At 65.4% G+C, this 16,571-nt stretch carries 14 protein-coding genes; 11 read left to right on the top strand and 3 right to left on the bottom strand.

The window, feature by feature from the left end:
• Nucleotides 1-15: 15 nt before the first annotated feature.
• From IPM20_01710 to IPM20_01735, 6 genes are all read left to right on the top strand, one after another.
• A complete protein-coding gene (locus IPM20_01710; protein ID MBK9130347.1) occupies nucleotides 16-648 on the top strand; it encodes a tetratricopeptide repeat protein in 633 nt (210 codons plus the stop codon).
• A 16-nt stretch (nucleotides 649-664) separates the two neighbouring features.
• Nucleotides 665-1,867, top strand: a complete 1,203-nt coding sequence (gene bamB, locus IPM20_01715) for an outer membrane protein assembly factor BamB (GenBank protein ID MBK9130348.1) — start codon at nucleotides 665-667, stop codon at nucleotides 1,865-1,867.
• Nucleotides 1,868-1,994: 127 nt separating this feature from the next.
• Nucleotides 1,995-3,398: a ribosome biogenesis GTPase Der gene (der, locus tag IPM20_01720; protein MBK9130349.1), complete on the top strand. Its 1,404-nt coding sequence runs from the start codon at nucleotides 1,995-1,997 to the stop codon at nucleotides 3,396-3,398.
• 10 nt (nucleotides 3,399-3,408) lie between these two features.
• On the top strand, nucleotides 3,409-5,253 hold the full coding sequence (locus tag IPM20_01725) for an adenosylcobalamin-dependent ribonucleoside-diphosphate reductase (protein ID MBK9130350.1): 1,845 nt from the start codon (nucleotides 3,409-3,411) through the stop codon (nucleotides 5,251-5,253).
• 77 nt (nucleotides 5,254-5,330) lie between these two features.
• Nucleotides 5,331-5,948 carry a carbonic anhydrase gene (locus IPM20_01730; protein MBK9130351.1) on the top strand — a complete coding sequence of 206 codons (618 nt, stop codon included), beginning with the start codon at nucleotides 5,331-5,333 and terminating at the stop codon, nucleotides 5,946-5,948.
• Between the two features lie 89 nt (nucleotides 5,949-6,037).
• Nucleotides 6,038-6,805 (top strand): class I SAM-dependent methyltransferase, encoded by a 768-nt coding sequence (locus IPM20_01735; GenBank protein MBK9130352.1) that lies wholly within the window; start codon nucleotides 6,038-6,040, stop codon nucleotides 6,803-6,805.
• A 172-nt stretch (nucleotides 6,806-6,977) separates the two neighbouring features.
• Here the strand turns inward: IPM20_01735 and IPM20_01740 are convergent, their stop codons facing one another.
• On the bottom strand, nucleotides 6,978-7,547 hold the full coding sequence (locus IPM20_01740; protein MBK9130353.1) for a hypothetical protein: 570 nt from the start codon (nucleotides 7,545-7,547) through the stop codon (nucleotides 6,978-6,980).
• A 204-nt stretch (nucleotides 7,548-7,751) separates the two neighbouring features.
• Here IPM20_01740 and IPM20_01745 point away from each other — a divergent pair, with 204 nt between their 5' ends.
• Both IPM20_01745 and IPM20_01750 read left to right on the top strand, forming a co-directional pair.
• On the top strand, nucleotides 7,752-8,249 hold the full coding sequence (locus tag IPM20_01745) for a hypothetical protein (GenBank protein MBK9130354.1): 498 nt from the start codon (nucleotides 7,752-7,754) through the stop codon (nucleotides 8,247-8,249).
• Nucleotides 8,250-8,339: 90 nt separating this feature from the next.
• On the top strand, nucleotides 8,340-8,975 hold the full coding sequence (locus IPM20_01750) for a hypothetical protein (protein MBK9130355.1): 636 nt from the start codon (nucleotides 8,340-8,342) through the stop codon (nucleotides 8,973-8,975).
• A gap of 150 nt (nucleotides 8,976-9,125) precedes the next feature.
• On the opposite strand, the gene IPM20_01755 is transcribed toward IPM20_01750, so the two are convergent.
• Both IPM20_01755 and IPM20_01760 read right to left on the bottom strand, forming a co-directional pair.
• Nucleotides 9,126-9,950: a peptidoglycan DD-metalloendopeptidase family protein gene (locus IPM20_01755; GenBank protein MBK9130356.1), complete on the bottom strand. Its 825-nt coding sequence runs from the start codon at nucleotides 9,948-9,950 to the stop codon at nucleotides 9,126-9,128.
• Nucleotides 9,951-10,044: 94 nt separating this feature from the next.
• Nucleotides 10,045-11,415, bottom strand: a complete 1,371-nt coding sequence (locus IPM20_01760; GenBank protein ID MBK9130357.1) for an exodeoxyribonuclease VII large subunit — start codon at nucleotides 11,413-11,415, stop codon at nucleotides 10,045-10,047.
• Nucleotides 11,416-11,538: 123 nt separating this feature from the next.
• Here IPM20_01760 and guaB point away from each other — a divergent pair, with 123 nt between their 5' ends.
• From guaB to IPM20_01775, 3 genes are all read left to right on the top strand, one after another.
• Nucleotides 11,539-12,999 (top strand): IMP dehydrogenase, encoded by a 1,461-nt coding sequence (gene guaB, locus IPM20_01765; GenBank protein MBK9130358.1) that lies wholly within the window; start codon nucleotides 11,539-11,541, stop codon nucleotides 12,997-12,999.
• Between the two features lie 186 nt (nucleotides 13,000-13,185).
• Nucleotides 13,186-14,775, top strand: coding sequence for a glutamine-hydrolyzing GMP synthase (gene guaA, locus IPM20_01770; protein ID MBK9130359.1), 1,590 nt, complete (start codon nucleotides 13,186-13,188; stop codon nucleotides 14,773-14,775).
• A 307-nt stretch (nucleotides 14,776-15,082) separates the two neighbouring features.
• Entirely contained in the window at nucleotides 15,083-16,282 is a 1,200-nt protein-coding gene (locus IPM20_01775) for a tyrosine-type recombinase/integrase (GenBank protein MBK9130360.1), read from the top strand.
• Nucleotides 16,283-16,571: the final 289 nt, after the last annotated feature.

A 16,571-nucleotide genomic window follows, 5' to 3' on the forward strand; every position in this document is an offset into this window, starting at 1 on the left:
CCGGGAGAGAGATCCGTGGCTGCGTACAGTCGTGAAGAAGAAGAGCAACTCGAAGACCTGAAGAAGTGGTGGGCGCGCTATCGCAATCCGCTGATCTACGGCCTGATCGCCGGCATCGTCACCATCTTCGGCGTGCGCGCCTGGATGGTCCATCAGGGGAACCTCGCGGTTTCCGCCTCCAATGAATACGAACAGTTGCAGGTGGAATCGCGGGCCGGCAACGTCGAGGCGGCGCTAAAGCGCGGCGGCTACATCATCGATACCTATCCGCATACCCCCTATGCGGCGCTTTCCGCCCTGATCCTGGCGCGGGAATATGTCGACAAGGGCGACCTGCCCGCGGCGCGTACACGACTCGAGTGGGTGGTCGAGCACGCGAAACTGCCGGAATTCGTGCATATCGCCCGTCTGCGCCTCGGCAAGCTGATGCTTGCGATGGGTGAAGGCGCCCAGGCGCTGGCCCTGATCGAGCCGGTGGACGGGGAGGAGTATGCCGCCGAATACGCGGAGCTGAAGGGCGACATCTACGCCGAGACCGGGCAGCCCGCCAAGGCGCGCCAGGCCTACCAACTCGCGCTGGACAAGCTCGGCGCCGGTGCTGATACCCGCATGCTCAAGATCAAGCTCGACAACCTCGACGCCGGTTGACGTCGTGATCGCGGCCATGCCGAATCATACGCGGACCTCGTACCGCCGTCTCGCCGCGGCGCTGTGTGGCGTCTTCCTCGTCGCGCTGCTGGCCGCGTGCAGCGGGGCCAAGCCGCGCGTCGAACCGCCCGATCTGGCGCCGGTCGCGGGGGAAATGGTCCTGCATGGCCTGTGGTACCGCCAGCCGCAGGTCCGTCACGAACCCGAGGTGACGGCCCTGACCCCGTACGTGGAGGGCAGGCGCCTGTTTTATTCCGATCGCCCCGACCGCGTGGTCGCGCTCGACGCGCGCAATGGCAGGCGGCTGTGGAGCGTCGTGGTGCCGTCGCCCGCCGGCGCGGACGAAGCTTCCATCCGGTTGTCGGGCGGCATCGGCGCGGGCGAGGGTCTGCTCTACGTCGGCACCGACGAGGGCGAGATCATCGCGCTCGACCCCGACACCGGCGCGGTGCGCTGGCGGACCCAGCTCAGCGGCGAGGTGCTGGCCATCCCGGTGGCGCGCGAGGGCGCGCTGGTGGTGCGCACCAACGACGGCCATCTCACCGCGATCGATCCCGCCAGCGGAAATTCGCTCTGGTCCTACGCGAGCACGGTCCCGCCGCTGAGCCTGCGCGGCGCGAGCCGGCCGCTGATCGACCAGGGACGCGTGTTCGCCGGTTTCGCCAACGGCAAGCTGGCGGCGCTCTCGCTCGAGAGCGGCGAGGTGCTGTGGGAGGTCACGGTCGGCGTCCCCGAAGGACGTTCGGAACTGGAGCGCATGGTCGACATCGATTCCAGTCCGGTGCTGGTCGACGGCGTGATCTATGCCGCCGCCTATCAGGCGCGGCTGGCGGCGCTGACGTCGGTGGCGGGCAGCGTGCTGTGGTCGCGCGAGCTTTCCACCGCCCAGGACATGGCGCAGGATTCCGACGCGCTGTATCTCGCCCAGGACGACGGAAAGGTGTTCGCGATCAGCCGCCGCAGCGGCGCCGTGCTGTGGCAGCAGGACAAGCTCGCCGGCCGCGTGATCACCGCGCCGGTCATGTATCGCGGCACGCTCTACGTCGCCGACCAGCAGGGCTACCTGCACGGACTCTCCGCCGGGGACGGCCATTTCGTCGCGCGTTTTCGCATCAATGAGGATGCGATTACGCTCGCGCCCGTGGTATCCGACGACGCCATGTATATCCAGACCGTCGGCGGCGCGCTGCACGCCCTCCGGATCGATCCGAAATCATGAGGACGGATAAAAGGAAGATCAGGGACCGATGTGTAAATCTGTCCCTGATCATCACGGCCCGGGGACAGATTTATAAATCTGTCCCCAATTCGCTTATATATCTGTCCCCAAGATCGTCCAGGGTCCCATGAAACCCGTCATTGCCCTGGTCGGACGTCCCAACGTCGGTAAATCGACCCTCTTCAACCGGCTCACACGCAGCCGCGCCGCGCTGGTCTCGGACTATCCGGGGCTGACGCGCGACCGTAACTACGGCACCGGACGCGTCGGCGAGCGCCCGTACATCGTCGTCGACACCGGCGGCCTCAGCGAGGCGGCGGATGCCGTCGACCGCCTCATGGCCGCGCAGGCGCACAAGGCGGTCGAGGAGGCGGACGCCGTGCTGTTCCTGGTCGACGCGCGCGAAGGGCTGACGGCGGTGGACGAGAAGATCGCCGCCCGTCTGCGCGTCTCCGGCAAGCCGCTGGTGCTGGTGGTCAACAAGGCCGAAGGCCTCACGCCGGCGCTGATCACGGCGGAATTCGCGTCCCTCGGCCTGCAGGCGGTGCATTGCGTCTCCTCGGCGCACGGCGACGGCGTCGAGGACATGATCGAGGAAGTGCTCGAGCAGTTCGGCCCCGGGCCGGACGGGGAGGCCGGATCCGAGGAGGAGCGCGGCATCCAGATCGCGATCGTCGGCCGCCCGAACGTCGGCAAGTCCACCCTGCTCAACCGCATGCTCGGCGAGGAGCGCGTGCTCGCCTTCGACCAGCCCGGCACCACGCGCGACAGCATCTACGTCCCCTTCGAACGCGACGGCCAGCGCTACACCCTGATCGATACCGCCGGCGTCAGACGCCGCGGCCGCGTCCACGAGGTCATCGAGAAGTTCAGCGTCATCAAGACGCTGCAGGCGATCGCCGAGGCCCACGTCGTGCTGCTGGTGCTCGACGCGCAGCAGGGCGTGGCGGAGCAGGACGTCAAGCTGCTCGGCCATATCATCGAGAGCGGCAAGGCGCTGCTGATCGCCGTCAACAAATGGGACGGCATGAGTCCCGAGGACCGGCTCGCCGTGAAGTCGGCGCTCGAACGCAAGCTCGATTTCATCAACTACGCCAGCGTGCATTTCATCTCCGCCCTGCACGGGAGCGGGGTCGGTAACCTGTTCGAGACGATCATCGCGGCGTATCATGCCAGTAACAGTAAGCTGTCGACGCCGATGCTGACCCGCATCCTGGAGCGGGCGATCGAGCGTCACGCGCCGCCGCTGGTGCGCGGCCGGCGCATCAAGCTGCGCTATGCCCATCAGGGCGGGAACAACCCGCCGCTGATCGTGATCCACGGCACGCAGACCCAGGCCGTGCCCGACAGTTACCGGCGCTACCTGGAAGGCGTATACCGGGAGGCGCTCGAACTCGAGGGGACGCCGGTGCGCATCGAATTCCGCACCGGCGCCAATCCCTACCAGAACCGGCCGTCGCCGCCGACCGCGCGGCAGCGGCGCCGCGGCCGGGCGAGGACCCGTCAGGCGGGGAAACGCGCACGCCACTGAGGACGCAGCGATGGCCGAGGCCGGAACGAACAACGCGTATTTCACCGCCGCCATCTCGCGTCACATCTGGAACAGCAAGTACCGCCATCGCGAGGCCGACGGCGTCCGCGATGCCGACATCGAGGCCACCTGGCGCCGCGTCGCGCGCGCCCTGGCGGCGGTCGAGACCGTCGACCGCGCCGGCTGGGAGGCGCGCTTCCTCGAGATCCTGCGGGACTTCCGTTTCCTCCCCGGCGGGCGCATCCAGGCCGGCGCCGGCACCGGCCACCGCGTGACGCTGTTCAACTGCTTCGTGATGGGCACGGTCGCGGATTCGATGGACGGCATCTTCGACGGCCTCAAGGAAGGCGCCATCACGCTGCAGCAGGGCGGCGGCGTCGGCTACGACTTCTCCACCCTACGCCCCGCGGGGACGCCGGCGCGCAGCGTCGGCAGCGTCGCCTCTGGCCCGGTGTCCTTCATGCGCATCTGGGACACCATGTGCGCCACGCTGCTGTCCACCGGCGCGCGGCGCGGCGCGATGATGGCGACGCTGCGCTGCGACCATCCCGACATCGAGGCCTTCATCGACGCCAAGCGCGACACCCGCGCGCTGCGCCATTTCAACCTCTCGGTGCTGGTCAGCGACGCCTTCATGGAGGCCCTGCGCGCCGATGCCGACTGGCCGCTGGTGTTTCCCGATCGCGATTTCGGCGATGCGGCCGGCGAGACGGTCATGCGCGTGTGGTCGGGCGAGACGCAGGCGGTGCCTTGCCGCGTCATCCGCCGCGTGCGCGCGCGCGAACTGTGGGACCGCATCATGCGCGCCACCTACGACTACGCCGAGCCCGGCGTGCTGTTCATCGACCGCATCAACGAGTTCAATAACCTCCGTTACCGTGAGCACATCAGCGCGACCAATCCCTGCGGGGAAATCCCGTTGCCGCCCTACGGCGCCTGCGACCTCGGTTCGATCAACCTGACGCGCTTCGTGAAGCGGCCGTTCGAGCCCGACGCCGAATTCGATTTCGACGCCGTCGAGCGGGTGGCCCGCGTCGGGACACGGCTGCTCGACAATGTCATCGACGCCTCGCGCTTCCCGCTCGCGTCGCAGGAGGCGCAGGCGCGCGGCTCGCGCCGCGTCGGCCTCGGCGTCACCGGGCTCGCCGATACGCTGATCCTGCTCGGCATTGCCTACGACAGCGCCTCGGCGCTGGATTTCGCCGCGCGCGTGATGCGCACGATCTGCCACGCCGCCTACCGCGCCTCGATCGACCTGGCGCGCGAGAAGGGCGCCTTTCCGTTCTTCGAGCGCGACGCCTTTCTCGCCGCGCCGTTCGTCGCCGCGCTGCCGGAGGACATCCGCGACGGCATCCGCGCGCACGGCATCCGCAACAGCCACCTCACCGCGATTGCGCCCACCGGTACCATCAGCCTGCTCGCCAACAACGTCTCCAGCGGCATCGAGCCGGTGTTCGATTTCGACTACCGCCGGCGCGTGCTCGAGCTCGACGGCAGCTACACCGAATACGGCCTGCGGGATTACGCCCGCGCGCTGTGGGCGGAGCTGAAGCCCGGCGCGGTCATGCCGGCGGAGGTTTTCGTCGACGCGCGCCGCCTGCCGCCGCGCGTGCACGTCGACATGCAGGCCGCGGTGCAGCCCTATGTCGACAACGCGATCTCGAAGACGGTGAACATCCCGCGCGACTACGACTTCGCCGCCTTCCGCGAGGTCTATCAATATGCCTACGACAAGGGACTCAAGGGCTGCACCACCTTCCGTCCCAACCCGGTCACCGGGGAGATCCTGAGCGCGGAGGGCGAGGGCTTCGAGAAGGGATCGCACTGTTGCGACCTGGAGCGGGAGGCGGACTGATCGACATGGCCGCCGCCGCCCGGTAACCTGTCCGCCTGTGTACCTGATCCGTTCACGATTTCCCGGAGGCCGCCACCGTGATCCCCGCCCATGAAGCCCTGCAGCGCCTGCGCGACGGCAACCGGCGCTTCGTCGCCAACGTCCGCAATCCGGACGCCTCGCAGCACCACCTGCGCCGCGTCGATCTGCTGGCCGGCCAGTGGCCGTTCGCGATCATCCTCGGCTGTTCCGACTCGCGCGTCCCGGCCGAACTGGTGTTCGACCAGGGGCTGGGCGACCTGTTCGTGATCCGCGTCGCCGGCAACATCGTCGCGCCCTCGCAGATCGGCAGCGTCGAGTTCGCCGCCACGAAATACCAGACCCGGCTGGTCGTCGTGCTCGGGCACACCCAGTGCGGCGCCATCCTCGCCACGCTCGATGAGCTGAGCCGGCCCGCGTCCTACCAGTCGAAGAACCTGCGCTCCATCGTCGATCGCGTGCGCCCCTCCGTGGAGACATTGTTCGCGACGGAGCTGAAGCACGATCACGATGCCCTGGTCGCCCAGGCGGTGCGCGCCAACGTGCGTGCCTCGGTGGATCATCTGCGGCACGGCTCCGACATCATCGAGGACCTCGTCGCGCGCGAGGGCCTGCTGATCGTCGGTGCGGAGTATTCCCTTGAGACGGGGGAGGTGGATTTCTTCGAGGGGGCGTGATTACCGCGGAGCGCACCCGCGGGATGCCGCAGTCTTTACGCTGAACAGGGTCTGACATAGACTGAACTTTTCCTGACAGGGAGTCGCGTATGTCCCGCCAATTCGCCGTCCTCGTTTCCGTGTTATCGCTGGCGCTGGCCGGTCATTCCGGACTCGTCCTCGCGGGCGATCCCGATGCCGCCATCGCCGCCGCCATCGCGGATCCGGCCCGGCCGGCATCCGACCGCGCCCAGGACGCCAACCGCAAGCCGCTCGCAGTCCTGTCCTTCGCCGGCATCAAACCGGGCGACAAGGTGGCGGATTTCATCCCGGGCGGCGGCTATGCGACACGGCTGTTCTCGAAGATCGTCGGCCCGTCCGGTCACGTCTATGCGGTGGTGCCGGAGGAGAATCTCGAGGAGTGGAAGGCGGATCAGGCGGTCAAGGCCATCGCCGCCGATCCCGCGTTCCCCAACGTCACCGTGGTGCGCGCGCCGGTCAATCGATTCCCCGCGCCGGAGCCGCTCGACCTGGTCTGGACGTCGATGAACTACCACGACCTGCATCTGGATTTCTTCGGTCCGGCCGATCTCGCGGCGGTGAACAACTCCATCTTCGCCGCCCTCAAGCCGGGCGGCGTCTACCTCGTGCTGGACCATGTCGCCGCGGCCGGTTCCGGGCTGCGTGATGCCGGGACGCTGCACCGGATCGATCCCGAGGTGGTCAAGCAGGAGGTGCTGAAAGCGGGTTTCGTGCTGGAGGCCGAATCGGACGCCCTGCGGAATCCGTCCGACGACCACACCCTCAAGGTCTTCGATGGGGCCGTGCGCGGCAAGACCGACAAGATGATCTTCAGGTTCCGCAAGCCGGGTCACTAGCGTCCCGCGGTTTTGTCCCTCCATCCTCGAGCACGAGGACCGCAAGGCGGGAATTCGGGAATTTGGGGTCAGAGTAAAAATTCCAGGATCTTCATCGGGGACAGATTCATAAATCTGTCCCCTGCGCCGGTATCTGTCCCCGAAGTTATCTCTGTCCCCGCAGCCGGTACGGTTACTTGGCGCTCTCCTTCGGCACCGAGTGGCAGCGCGCGCAGTTCAGTGTCGGCGGGAAGGCGACCTTGCCGTGACAGACGCCGCAGAACTTGCCCTGGAAGATGTCGTTCATGGCGATCTTGTTGGCGCCCTTCTGCTGCACGAAGATGGCCGGGTGGCAGTTGGAACAGTCCAGCCACAGCGTATGCGACAGGTGCGGGAAGCGGACGTTCGGCATCGTGCCGGTGTTCGTGAAGATGATGTCGAGATCCAGCGTCTGCTTCGTCGTCACGCCCTCGAGGTCCGCGCGCGGTTCGATGTAGCCCTGCTTGATCGCCTGCACCCAGTCGACGATGCCGGCGTTGTCGCGCGGGAAGCCGGTCATCGCCTCGGCCGGCGGCTGCAGGACCGCCACGGACGGATTGTCCGGGTCATGGATGCCATCCTTCTCGACCGGGATGACCTCGCCCTCGGTCTGAAAATGCCGCCCGCGATCCTTCAATACCGGTTCCAGCTTATCCTGGGCCCAGCCCATGGCGACCACGGTCGACAGCGATGCGATCGCGATCCCTCTGGTGACAATGTTCATCAATCCGAATCTCTCAGTGCCCGTAATGACGGGCGCTATTATACCCGGATTGCGTGCCGGGTTCTGAGAAGTGCGCGGACGACCGGGGACCGGTTTGATTGCGTCCCCGGCCCACCGTACAATTCGCGTGGCGCGGCGACGTGGCAACGGCTACCCCCGGATCTTCCGATGGATGCGACCGCGCGGTTACCGAGGAGATCGATGATGAAATTCCGCACCGCGGCGCCGTTCGACCCGACCGGTCACTGGGCGATGTGTCTGCGCGGCACGCTCGTGCTGTTGACCCTGCTCGCATGCGCGGCGCCGGTCTCGCAGGTTACCGCGGCCGAGCGCCGGGAGCAGGCCGGCGCGCAGTTTCCCAAGGGCGACCTGGGCGGATTCACCCTCCAGCGCAAGGATTTCCGGTTCAACCGCTTCACCGCCTGGCTGAAGCGCGACGGCACCTGGCACGTCGAAGGCGAGGTCCAGCACCGCGGTCTGATGTGCGGGACGTACGAGGTCGGCATGCGTTTCGGCGTCGGGACGCCGGACTGCACCGATGTCAACTGGGTGTCCCAGGTGCGCTACGTGACCTCGAAGTCGCAATGCAACGAGGCGATCCTGCGGCACAGCGGCACCGAAGTCGATATGCCGCTGAGTGGAAACTTCGAGGCCGTTACCTGCGGCGAAGTCGTGGTACGCTGCAGCGGCAACTGCAAATAGTCCGTCGACAGCCGCGGGCACGGTATCTCCGGCGGCCAATAATCGCTAATATGCCGTTTGATCGTGCCACCCATACCAGTCGAGGAAATCATGAACGTCATACTCCGTAACGTGTCTTTGTTGCTGCTTGCCGTGCTTGCCGCCGGATGCGCCACCTCGACCCGGTTGACGAACGCCTGGGTGGATCCGGACTTTCAGGGCGCGCCGTTTCAGAAGCTGATCGTGGTGGGCATTTCGGAGGTTGAAGGTAACCGCCGCATCTTCGAGGACGAGTTTTCCACCGCGCTGCGCGCCAAGGGGCTGGAGGCGGTGCAGAGTTACACCCTGCTGCCGGAGACGGCAAAACCCGGCAAGAGCGACCTGGAGGAGGCGGTCAAACAGGTGGGAGCCGACGGCGTGATCATCGCGCGGGTGGTCGACATCAAGCACAAGTCGGAATTCTCGCCGGGCTATGCCACGGTGGTCCCGGTCGCCGGATATCCGTACGGAGTCTATCAATACTATGGTGGCGCGACGATCGTCACGCCTCCCACCGTCTATACTTATGAAGTCGTCCAGGTCGAAACCAGCCTGTGGCGCACCAGTGATGCGAAGCTGGTCTGGTCGGCGACAACCGCCACGACGGATCCCGCCACACTCTCGAAAGAGATCCCCGGCTATACGAAGGTCATCCTCGGCGCCTTGCAGGAGCGCGGACTGATCCCTGGCGGGATCAGTTCGCGTTAAACGAACCGGGCACGCCGGGTTCAGGCCTTGCCCCTGAGCCTGGCATGATAGGAAGGGAGCGATCGACAAAACGAGAGGGGACGGACGGGAAGGTCCGTCCCCTTTTGTTTTTCGGGGCGGATGGGGACAGATTTAAATCTGTCCCCTTGTTTAGTTTTCCAGCGGCACCGGCACGTTCAGCAGCAGCGCCGGGTCCACGCGGACGCCGTTCAGGCTCACCCCCCAGTGCAGGTGCGGGCCGGTGGCGCGGCCGGTCTTGCCGACCTTGCCGATCGGGTCGCCGCGCTTCACCGTCTGGCCCGCCTTCACATCGATCTCGCTCAGGTGGCAGTAGAGCGTGATGAGGCCCTGGCCGTGATCGAGGAAGACGCTGTTGCCGTTGAAGAAGTACTCTCCGGTGTCGGCCACGACGCCGTCGGCGGGGGCGTGGACCAGGGTGCCGGTCGGGGCCGCGAGATCAAGCCCGCTGTGAGGTTTGCGCGGCAAGCCATTGAAAAACCTTTGTAGTCCGAAGGGACTGCTCTGCACGCCCGGCACCGGCAGGTCGAAGGCCGGCAACCCGAGCGGGCGCTCCTCCCAGCGGTCGTAGATCGCCGTCATATGACGCGTCTCGCCCTCGATGCGCTTCAGATCCTCCGCCAGCGGCTCGACCTTGCGCTGGTCGGTGATGGTCAGATGCTGGGCGGCGTATTGCTTGCCCTGCACGGTGAAGGCGAGGGTGTTCGCCTTGTCGTCCGGACGGCCGAGGTACAGCCAGTGTTTGCCTACCTTGGTCTCGAGCGGGAGCCCGACCACGGCGACCCAGTCCTCGCCGTCACGCGCCACCAGCACGCGCCGGCCGGCGTAAAACGCGTGCGGCGGTTCCGCCGTTTTCGCCGGCAAGGGAATGAACGCGATGCCGCCGGGCACCGGCGCAGTGGCGGGGAGTTCGCGGGCATGCGCGGTGACGGCGATGAGCAGGGAGAGCAGCAGCATTAGCAGCGAGATGGGGACGGATTTCAAATCCGTCCCCGTCCACTTCGAAGCAGCCCGCCGGGGACAGATTTCAAATCTGTCCCCTTCTTCACGCCTACTCATCCCGCGTCTCCTTCACGTCGCACAGCAGCCGGCCGCGGGCGAGGCGCGCCTCGACGCTGTCGCCGACGCCGAGCGTGCGCGCGTCGCGCACGATGCTGCCGTCGGGGCGGCGCACGATGGCGTAGCCGCGGCCGAGCGTCGCCAGCGGGCTCACGGCGTCGAGCGCGCGGCCGAGGCCGGTGATGCGGTCGCGATGGCGTTCGAGGCGGCGCCGCAAATGCTCGCGCAGGCGCTGGGCGAGGTGTTCACAGTGCTCGTGCGCGCGCTCGACCCGGTGCAGCGGCGTATGGCGCAGCAGCCGCGCGAGTCCGTGATCCAGCAACAGAAATCTGCGCCGGATCCCGGACCGCATGCCGCGCAGCAGCCGTTGTTCCAGTTCATCAAGGCGCTGGGCCTGCTGGCGCAGACGCTGGCCCGGGTGCTGTTGCTGCAGGCGGCGGACAAGCCACTGCAGCCGCTCGGCGCGGCGCGCGAGACCCGCGCGCGTCACATCGCCCAGGCGTTCGTCCAGGCGATCCAGCCGGCGCAGCCAGTCGGCGCCGTCGGGGCTGACGCTTTCCGCCGCACCGGAAGGCGTCGGCGCGCGCAGGTCGGCGGCGAAATCCGCGATGGTGACGTCGACCTCGTGCCCGATGCCGGTGACGAGCGGGATGTCGCAGTCGGCGATGGCGCGCGCGACGATCTCCTCGTTGAAGGCCCACAGGTCCTCCAGCGAACCGCCGCCGCGGCACAGGATCAGCACGTCGCACTCGGCGCGCGCCGAGGCCAGCCGGATCATGCGCGCGATCTCGGGCGCCGCCGTTTTGCCCTGCACCGGCACCGGGTACACCACTACCGGGATGGCCGGGAAACGCCGCCGCAGCACGGTGAGCACGTCGTGGATCGCCGCGCCCGTCGGTGAGGTGATCACGCCAATGCGGCGCGGCAGCGCCGGAATGGGCTGCTTGCGCTCGGCCTCGAACAGACCCTCGGCGAGCAGGCGCTGCTTGAGCTGCTCGAAGGCGCGGCGCAGGGCGCCGTCGCCGGCTTCCTCCAGGGATTCGACGATGAGCTGGTAGTCGCCGCGCGCCTCGTACAGGCTGACGCGCGCCCGCGCCAGCACCTGCATGCCGTCGGCGGGGCGGAAGCGGATCAGCTGGTTGCGGTTACGAAACATCGCGCAGCGCACCTGCGCCGCCGCGTCCTTGAGCGAGAAATAGAGGTGGCCGGAGGAGGGGCGGGCGAGGTTCGACAGCTCGCCCTCCACCCACAACAGGGGCAGGCCGGACTCGAGCAGCTCGCGCGCCTCGCGGTTCAGGCGCGAGACCGAATAGACGTCGCGTCCGGGCGTCGCGTCCCCCGGCAAACCGAGTTCTTCATCCATAAGGCGCCATGATACCCCAGGCGACGGCCAAAAAACGCTTTCGGGCTAAGGATTTGCCGCAGTTTACCCGGCCCCTCCGGATCCTTATAATAGTCAGAATTTTTCTCCGGCAGGCGGAACGTTATGAAAATCCTGGAAGACGCACTCACTTTTGACGATGTCCTGCTCCTCCCCGACCACTCGACGGTGCTGCCGAAAGAGGTCAACCTGCGCACGCGCCTGACGCGGACGATCACCCTCAACATCCCGCTGATCTCCTCCGCCATGGACACGGTCACCGAGGCGCGGCTGGCCATCGCGCTGGCGCAGGAGGGCGGCATCGGCATCGTGCACAAGAACATGCCGGCCGACCAGCAGGCCCAGCAGGTGCGCATGGTGAAGAAGTTCGAGAGCGGGGTCATCAAGGATCCCATCACGGTCGGCCCCGACACCAGCGTGCGCGACGTGCTGAACCTCACGCGAGAGAACCAGATCTCCGGCGTGCCGGTGGTGCGCGGCGAGGACCTCGTCGGCATCGTCACGCGGCGCGACCTGCGCTTCGAGACCAATCGCGACCAGCCGGTCTCCGCCATCATGACGCCGAAGGAGCGCCTGGTGACGGTGAAGGAGGGCGCCGAGCGCGACGAGATCATCCGGCTGCTGCACAAGCACCGCATCGAGAAGGTGCTGGTGGTGAACGACAGGTTCCACCTGCGCGGCATGATCACCGTGAAGGACATCCAGAAGGCGAAGGACTTCCCCAACGCGTGCAAGGACGACTACGGCCGCCTGCGCGTGGGCGCCGCCGTCGGCACCGCCAATGACGAGCGCGCCGAGGCGCTGGTCGCCGCCGGGGTGGACGTGATCGTGGTCGATACCGCCCACGGCCATTCGCAAAAGGTGCTCGACACGGTGCGCTCGATCAAGAAGCGCTACCCCGACCTGCAGGTGATCGGCGGCAACATCGGCACCGCCGAGGCGGCGCGCGCGCTGTACGAGGCGGGCGCGGACGCGGTCAAGGTCGGCATCGGCCCCGGCTCGATCTGCACCACGCGCATCGTGACAGGCGTCGGTGTGCCACAGGTCAGCGCGATCGCCAACGTCGCCAACGCCCTGCGCGGCACCGACGTCCCGCTGATCGGCGACGGCGGCATCCGCTTCTCGGGCGACCTCGCCAAGGCCATCGCCGCCGGCGCGCACTGCGTGATGATCGGCAGCATGTTCGCCGGCACCGAGGAATCGCCGGGCGAGGTCGAGCTGTACCAGGGCCGCTCCTACAAGTCCTATCGCGGCATGGGCTCGCTCGGTGCGATGGCCGAGGCCTACGGTTCCTCCGACCGCTACTTCCAGGATGCCGAATCGGCGGTGGAGAAGCTGGTGCCGGAGGGCATCGAGGGCCGCGTGCCGTACAAGGGCTCGGTGATCGCGATCCTGCACCAGCTGATCGGCGGCCTGCGCGCCAGCATGGGCTACACCGGTTGCCACAACATCGACGAGATGCGCACCAAGCCGCGCTTCGTCCGCATCACCACCGCCGGCATACGCGAGAGCCATGTCCACGACGTCAGCATCACGAAAGAGGCGCCGAATTACCGGATCGATTAAGGGCGGGACGAGCTGAATTTCGTTCGTCATTCCCGCGGAGGCGGGAATCCAGTCCGGCCGAGCAGACTGAACCCTGGATCCCCGCTTTCGCGGGGATGACAGAAAAAGGCAGAGAACCGTAGGGTGGGCAGGGCGCCCCGTGCCTTGCCCACGGAATCACCACCGCAACCAAAAGAATCGACCGCCTTGGCCACCGCATCTCATCCGAACATCCACGCCGACCGCATCCTGATCCTCGACTTCGGCTCGCAGTACACCCAGCTCATCGCGCGCCGCGTGCGCGAGGGCAAGGTCTACTGTGAGCTACACCCCTGGGACATGGATCCGGAGGCGATCCGCGCGTTCCGGCCGAAGGGCATCATCCTGTCGGGCGGGCCGGACAGCGTCACCGCGGCGGACACCGGGCGCGCGCCGCCGGTGGTGTTCGAGCTCGGCGTGCCGGTGCTCGGCATCTGCTACGGCATGCAGACCATGGCCGCGCAGCTCGGCGGCAGGGTGGAGAGCGCGAAGCATCGCGAATACGGTTTTGCCCAGGTGCGCGCGCGCGGCCATACGCAACTGCTGCGCGACATCGAGGACCATGCCACGCCCGAGGGCTATGGCATGCTCGACGTGTGGATGAGCCATGGCGACCATGTGATCGACCTGCCGCCCGGCTTCAAGCTGATGGCGAGCACCGATAATGCGCCCATCGCCGGCATGGCGGACGAGGCGCGGCGCTTCTACGGCGTGCAGTTCCATCCCGAGGTCACGCACACGCGCCAGGGCCAGCGCATCCTCGAGCGCTTCATGCACGAGGTTTGCGGCTGCGCCGCGCTGTGGACCTCCGGCAATATCATCGACGACCTGATTGCGCAGATGCGCCGGCAGGTGGGCGAGGACCACGTCATCCTCGGCCTGTCCGGCGGTGTCGATTCCTCCGTGGTCGCCGCGCTGCTGCACCGCGCCATCGGCGACCAGCTCACCTGCATCTTCGTCGACAACGGCCTGCTGCGCCTGAACGAGGGCGACCAGGTCATGGCCGTGTTCGCCCAGCACATGGGCGTGAAGGTGATCCGCGTCGACGCCGAGGCACGCTTCCTCGGCGCGCTGAAGGGACTCAGCGACCCCGAACACAAGCGCAAGGCCATCGGCAAGACCTTCATCGAGGTGTTCGAGGACGAGGCCGGCAAGCTGAAGAACGCCAGGTGGCTCGCCCAGGGCACCATCTACCCCGACGTGATCGAATCCGCCGGGGCCAAGACCGGCAAGGCGGCCGTGATCAAGTCGCACCACAACGTCGGCGGCCTGCCCGAGGACATGAAGCTCGGCCTGGTCGAGCCGCTGCGCGAACTGTTCAAGGACGAGGTGCGCCGCATCGGCGTCGAACTCGGCCTGCCGTCCGACATGGTCTATCGCCATCCCTTCCCCGGCCCCGGCCTCGGCGTGCGCATCCTCGGCGAAGTGCACAAGGAATACGCCGACATCCTCCGCCAGGCCGACGCCATCTTCATCGACGAGCTGCGCAACAGCGGCTGGTACGACAAGGTGAGCCAGGCCTTCGCCGTCTTCCTCCCCGTCAAATCCGTCGGTGTCATGGGCGACGAACGCCGCTACGACTACGTCGTCGCGCTGCGCGCCGTCGAGACCATAGACTTCATGACCGCCCGCTGGGCGCATCTGCCGTACGAACTCCTCGAACATGTTTCCAACCGGATCATCAACGAAGTGCGCGGGATATCGCGGGTGACTTACGATATTTCCAGTAAGCCGCCGGCGACGATTGAGTGGGAATGATTCCACGTCTGGCACTGGCTGGCACCAGCAGGCACCAAACAGAACATAACACATTGTATTTAATAGAATAATCCTATTTATATCTGGCACCTGCTGGCACTGGCAGGCACCGCCAAGCAAAGTTTTTTAATGGTATAAATCATGGTATCGTCGCCCACAGGATCAGGGCTGCGACAAAATACCATGCCATGTTATTCAGTGTATTCATGGTATTAAAAATCATTAAGTACCTGAAAATAAAGAAAAAACACCAGAAAAATGTACCATGAAATAGCATGGTATTTTTTCCCTCAGGGGAGGACTTGTGATGCTGACGGATACCAAGCTCCGAAATTTGAAGCCCCAGGACAAGCTCTACAAGGTGAACGACCGCGATGGGCTCTATGTGGCGGTGACACCAGCGGGAGGTATCTCCTTCAGATACAACTATTCGATTAGCGGTCGACAGGAGACGCTGACGATAGGCCGGTATGGCAAGCGTGGCGTCACGCTTTCAGAAGCGCGAGAACGCGTCAGCGAAGCAAAGAAGATGATTGCGGCAGGGAAGTCACCGGCCAGGGAAAAGGCGCGTGACAAGAAGCGCGTGAAGAATGCCGAGACGTTCGGTGCATGGGCCGAAAAATGGCTGCGCGGCTATCAGATGGCTGAGTCGACACGCGACATGCGCAAGTCAGTCTACAACCGTGAGTTGAAGAAGCGGTTTGGCAATCAGAAATTGTCCGAGATTACCCATGAGGATCTCCGGGCAGTGACTGATTCCATCGTCGAAAGAGGGGCTCCGGCAACAGCAGTTCATGCTCGTGAAGTAGTGTTGCAGGTTTTTCGTTGGGCAATTGAGCGCGGGCAGAAAGTAGAGAACCCGGCGGAACTGGTTCGCCCTACCAGTATCGCCAGATTCGAGCCGCGCGATCGGGCATTGAGTCCTGCTGAAATTGGTCTGATGTATCGGTATATGGATCGAGTCGGAACGTCGCCGCAATATAGAGCCGCGATAAAACTGCTGTTGCTGACCATGGTGAGAAAATCCGAGCTGTCCAATGCCACCTGGGCTGAGATCAATTTCAGCGAGGCTCTTTGGACTATTCCGAAAGAGCGAATGAAGCGCAGAAACCCGCACCTGGTGTATCTGTCACGTCAGGCTCTGGACATCTTTATCGCTTTAAAGACCTTTGCAGGTGGATCCGTATTTGTGCTCCCCTCGCGCTATGACTCAGACATCCCGATGAGCGCCGCTACCTTGAACCGCGTTCTGGCATTGACGTATCAGGCGGCCCAGAAAGACGGCGAACAGCTCAGCAAATTTGGCCCGCACGATCTGCGTCGTACAGCCAGCACCCTATTGCATGAAGCCGGCTATAACACTGATTGGATTGAAAAGTGTCTTGCCCACGAGCAGAAAGGCGTGCGGGCAATCTATAACAAAGCCGAATACCGGGAGCAACGAGCTGCAATGTTACAAGATTGGGCGGATATGATTAACGAGTGGACTAACGTGAAGCGGCAGTAAATTTTAGTAACTGAGGCCCGATCAGACACACAATGCCTGATTCCAAAGCGGACGTAGGCGATCGTCGGCTTTGGGCGGCTGCCGGCCAAAAAGCGACCACTCGGCCGGGAAATCCGAACGTCCGCTTTCCGTCGATGCGGTAACCCTCCACCCTACGTGACAACTGCACGATTCCAAGAGGCTTAGCTGCTCGACTCGATGCAGGATGGTAGCGGGGGCAGGATATGCTCTGTTCCGACAGTTCCTATGCGAATTCATCTAAAGTAACCTCACTCTGTCAATAGACGCA

The sequence above is a fragment of the Gammaproteobacteria bacterium genome, from assembly GCA_016716465.1.
Taxonomy (GTDB): domain Bacteria; phylum Pseudomonadota; class Gammaproteobacteria; order SZUA-140; family SZUA-140; genus JADJWH01.